Origin of the sequence: Mesorhizobium sp. M8A.F.Ca.ET.021.01.1.1, from assembly GCF_003998025.1 — a bacterium.
Taxonomy (GTDB): Bacteria; Pseudomonadota; Alphaproteobacteria; order Rhizobiales; family Rhizobiaceae; genus Mesorhizobium.
Genome location: NZ_RZSJ01000666.1, coordinates 1 through 3,166 on the forward strand (window position 1 = coordinate 1; position 3,166 = coordinate 3,166).

A 3,166-nucleotide genomic window follows, 5' to 3' on the forward strand; every position below is an offset into this window, starting at 1 on the left:
GCCCTGCACTGTGTTGGAAATGCCGATCGTGTATTTGCCGGCCGCCGACGAGATGCCCACCGAGGCGAGCAGGGCGGCGCTGGCAAGCAGCGGAACCATGGTCAGATATGTCTTCATTTCAGTCTTCCTCCACATTGTTTTTCAGTTCACTTCCAACCCGTTAAGCCGTGCCACTCACAAACAGAGTCAAGTGGCTCGCCTTGCCGTCATTTGACGAAGGGACGCAGCACGTCGCGGGCGAGCAGAAAACCCCGTTTCACCTGATCGTCGCTGCCTTCAAATCGCCTGTCCTCGTGCTCGATGATGACCGAGCCGTCATAGCCGGCGCGGTAGAGGCCGGAGAAGAAGCCGCTCCAGTCGACATCGCCCAGCCCCGGCATGCGAGGCACCTGCCAGCCTATCCCGGCCGAAAGGATTCCGCGCTCGTACAATCCATCATGATCAATCATCAGGTCCTTGGCGTGGACATGCAGCATGTAGGGGCCGAATTCCCTGATGAAGCGGGCCTGGTCGATCATCTGCCAGACCAGGTGCGAGGGGTCGAAATTCATGCCGACATCGCCGCCCCAGCTCTCCAGGATGCGGCGCCAGACTTGCGGCGAATAGGCGATGTTGTGCCCGCCCGGCCATTCGTCATAGCTGAAGATCATCGGGCAGTTCTCGAAGGCAAGCTTCACCCCGTGGTCGCGTGCATGGGGGACGATCCCGGGCCAGACTTTCAGCGCATCCTGCCAGTTGACATCGACGGTTTTGGAGGCATCGCCGCCGCAGAAGGTGTTGACGACCGGCACGCCCATATTGGCGGCCAGCACGATCACCTTCTTCAGATGGCCGATGACCGCCTCGCGGTGGGCGGGATCGGGATGCAGCGGGTTGGGGTAGTAGCCGAGGCCGGAGATGGACATGTTCTTTTCCGCCAGCGAAGCGGCAATCTCTTTCGCCTGCGAGGCCGAGGTGCCGGCGGCGTCGATATGGCTGGTGCCAGCATAGCGGCGGGTGGCGCCGGAGGTTTTCGGCCAGCAGGCGATTTCCAAGGCCTCGAAGCCGACGGAGCTTGCCCAGCCGGCGACCTCGCCGAGCGGAGTCTCCGCGAATGGTGCGGTGAGCAGTCCAAGTTTCATCATGCCTCCCCTGACCGCGAACCCGCGATCGATGTTTATAATGCCGATAGTTTGGATCGTTTCAACCTCGCGACCCCGTCTTGCTCCAGACTGTGTCGAACGGCCGCCATCGGATCGTCCGAAAGCAGTTCGCCCAGCGCTGAAGTCACCGTCTTGCGAAACGCCTCGTCGGCGGCAAGGCCGGGGTCGAAAATCGTGTCGATGGCCAGGATGGCCGAAGCCAGCGCCGGCGCGTCGCGTCCGGTTTCGTCGGCGATCGCTGCGATCCTGCCGGCATAGGGATCCGACACCGGCCAGCGTTTGCCGAAGCGCGCCGAGGCCAGGATGAGATAGGCCATCCAGCCGGCGACCGGCACCGACAGCAGGCCGATGCCGGCGCCTTGGCTCAGCCGGTCGCGGATCGGGTTGAGCAGGCGCTGGACGATCTTTTGCGATCCATCGGTGGCGATCTGGTGGTTGCGATGGCGGATCGCTGTGTTCTTCAGCCGGCCAAGGCTCTGCTCGACATAAGCCAACGGCTCCATGCCGGGCACCGGCGTCAGTGTCGGAAGCGTCTCCTCGACCAGCATGCTCCTGACGAAGACCGACAGCAGCGGGTCGGCGATGGCATCGAATGTGTGTTCGAGCCCCGCCAGCACGCCGAGCGTGGCGAGCGTCGTTTGCGCCCCGTTCAGCACCCGCATCTTGAGATGCTCGAACGGCGTGACATCGTCGACGAAGGTCGCGCCGGCCAGGTCCCAGCGCGGCATGCGGCCGGCGAATTTCTGCTCGATCACCCACTGCCGGAACGGCTCGCCCACCGCAACGGCCCCATCGCGATAGCCGAACCATTGTTCGACGCTGTCGAGATCATCCGGCGACACAGCCGGCGCGATGCGGTCGACCATGGCGGAGGGGAAGGCGGCATTGGCCGCAATCCAGTCGGCAAGCCCATTGCCACGCCGTTCGGCAAAGCTCCGCACGACATTTTCCAGGATGACGCCGTTGGTCGGAATGTTGTCGCAGGAGAGCAGTGTCAGCTTGCGGCCATGCGTGGCCCTGCGCTGCTCCAGCGCCAGCGCCAGGATGCCGGGCAGGCTGCGCGGCGCTTCCGGATTGGCGAGATCATGGACGATGTCGGGATGGCCGAGATCGAGCGCGCCGGTCGACGGGATATGGCAATAGCCTTTTTCCGTCACCGTCATCGTCACCAGTTCGATGTCGGGCGAGGCGAGCACCGCGAGCGCCGGTGCGGCGCTGTCCTGGCTGTCGACCACCTTCACGATGCTGCCGATGATGCGCGCCTCGACATGGTCGTTCTCGCGGATCAGCCTTGTGTAGAGGCCGCCTTGCCGGCCAAGGGTGTCGGCGAGCGCGGGCGGGCGGATATTGATGCCGACAATGCCCCAGCGGTCGAACTTCAGCGAGAGCAGGTCGTCGGTGTATTCGGCCTGGTGGCAGCGGTGGAAGGCACCGACGCCGAGATGGGCCATGCCGGGTGACAGCGATGCGCGGTTGTAGGTCGGCTTTTGCACGGCGGCGGGAAGCCGCTCCAGCAGGCCAGGCCCAAGCGTTTCGATGGCGTTCACCGGTTCGCCCCGATCACCGACTGCTCCTGGTCGATCACCGCCCCGGTCATCGGCCCGGCCGCGTCGGAAAGCAGGAAGACGGCGAGGTTGGCGATATCGTCCGGCCTGAGCAGCCGGCCAAAGGGCTGGGCGGCGTTGGCGGCGTCAAGCCAGCCCGGGCCATGACCGAGCGTCTGCGCCTGCATCACCCGCTCGGCCGGCGTGTCGGTCCAGCCGACATTGATGCCGTTGACGCGGATGCGGTCGAAGCGATGGGCGTTGGCGGCGTTCTTGGTCAGCGTCGCCAGCGCGCCCTTGGTGGCGGAATAGACGGCGAGTTCCGGCGAGCCGCAATGGGCGTTGATCGACAGGATGTTGACGATCGCGCCCCCCTGGCCGCGTTTCCGCATGTCGGCAATCGCCGCCTGCATCAGGAAGAACGGCGCGCGCGCATTGACGGCGAACAGCGCCGCCCAGTCTTCGGGGCTGGCGTCGAGG

3 protein-coding genes are annotated in these 3,166 nt (G+C 64.9%); all 3 read right to left on the reverse strand.

Going from position 1 to position 3,166, the window contains the following annotated elements; genetic code table 11:
* Positions 1 to 206: 206 nt before the first annotated feature.
* Entirely contained in the window at positions 207 to 1,121 is a 915-nt protein-coding gene (locus EOA36_RS31790) for a sugar phosphate isomerase/epimerase (RefSeq protein ID WP_127280810.1), read from the reverse strand.
* Between the two features lie 35 nt (positions 1,122 to 1,156).
* Positions 1,157 to 2,689, reverse strand: a complete 1,533-nt coding sequence (locus tag EOA36_RS31795; RefSeq protein ID WP_127280811.1) for a mannitol dehydrogenase family protein — start codon at positions 2,687 to 2,689, stop codon at positions 1,157 to 1,159.
* Positions 2,686 to 3,166 (reverse strand): SDR family oxidoreductase (locus EOA36_RS31800; protein ID WP_127280812.1); only part of this gene is annotated, 481 nt, incomplete at its 5' end. The genes EOA36_RS31795 and EOA36_RS31800, both read right to left, overlap by 4 nt.

What these genes read in the sequence shown, in the direction of transcription:
- EOA36_RS31790 (WP_127280810.1), bottom strand. Translation starts at nt 1,121, where the DNA reads ATGAAACTTGGACTGCTCACCGCACCATTCGCGGAGACTCCGCTCGGC.